Genomic DNA, 1,047 nt, shown 5'->3' on the forward strand with positions numbered 1-1,047 from the left:
GCCGAGGGCCGAGACGCCATATCCGGCTTCCCCGCCGACCGCGGCTGGGACCTCGACGCGCTCTACGACCCGGACCCCGAGAACCCGATGCCGCCGTTCGGCAGGGCGCACCGGTGGTCGCACGAGGCACGGAACAACTTCGACGGCATGCTGCCGGGCCTCGAAGCGGAGGCGGCGGCGCTCCACGAGGCCGACCGGCTGCCGGAGCTGGCCGACGTCCGACGGAGGATCGCCGTCCGCGCCGTCGTCCGCGACGGCGACCGCCCCTACCTGTTCGAGGAGCGGTTCAGCCCGTACTTCGACGAGGGCGTGGCGCTCGCCCGCCGCCTGCCCGACGACCCCGCACGCCTGGCCCGCGCCCTCATGGACCGGTCGATGTTCCTGGTCGCGGCACGGTCCTTCGTACCGGCGCACGCCGACTTCGCCGAAGCGGCCGCCCTCCTCCACGACCGCTGACCGTGCGGGTTCCGGTCGCCCCTTCCCTCGGCCGGGAAGCGGCGGCCGGGCCCCTCTTGACCTCGACCGCGCTTGAGGTACCACCATGGTGCCCATGAACACGGAATCCACTGTGAACGCCGCCCACGCCGCCCACGCCGCCGACATCGAAGCCATCGGGCGGGTCGTCGCCACCGTCGAGCACTCCCAGCAGCACAAGGACCCCGACGAGTTCCTCGCCCTCTTCCACCCCGACGCGGTCTGGACGACCGCGGGCGGCAAGGTGCTCATAGGCCTCGACGCGATCTCGGCGTTCACCCGCGAGGTCCTCCCGGCCTCCGACTGGGACGGCAAGGTCACCTACGAGGTGGTCCACGTGCTCTTCATCAGCCCCGACGTCGCGGCGGTCAAGGTCCGCCAGCTCTACCTGAGCCCGGGCGCCGAGAGCGAGGGAGCGCCGCTGTACGTGATGTCCAGGCAGGCGGACGGCCGCTGGCTGCTGACGGCCTGCCAGAACACCGCGGTCGCCGCCGGCTGAGCCCCCGTACGACCGGGGGCGGGGGGGCGGCGCGGCCCCCGCCCCCCCCCGCCGCCGCACGGTCGTTCTGGCCG

At 73.7% G+C, this 1,047-nt stretch carries 1 protein-coding gene and 1 pseudogene; both read left to right on the forward strand.

The features are described from left to right. A pseudogene (locus tag AB0O29_RS36370) lies at positions 1–456 on the forward strand (hypothetical protein); the annotation flags it as partial. An 85-nt stretch (positions 457–541) separates the two neighbouring features. Then, the gene (locus tag AB0O29_RS36375; protein ID WP_365160838.1) at positions 542–973 is read left to right on the forward strand and encodes an SgcJ/EcaC family oxidoreductase; all 432 of its coding nucleotides are present in this window, start codon (positions 542–544) and stop codon (positions 971–973) included. Positions 974–1,047: the final 74 nt, after the last annotated feature.

Source organism: Streptomyces sp. NPDC089915 (genome assembly GCF_040684675.1).
Lineage (GTDB): Bacteria > Actinomycetota > Actinomycetes > Streptomycetales > Streptomycetaceae > Streptomyces.

Coding starts and splice junctions, on each gene's coding strand:
- AB0O29_RS36375 (WP_365160838.1), top strand. CDS start 542: ATGGTGCCCATGAACACGGAATCCACTGTGAACGCCGCCCACGCCGCC.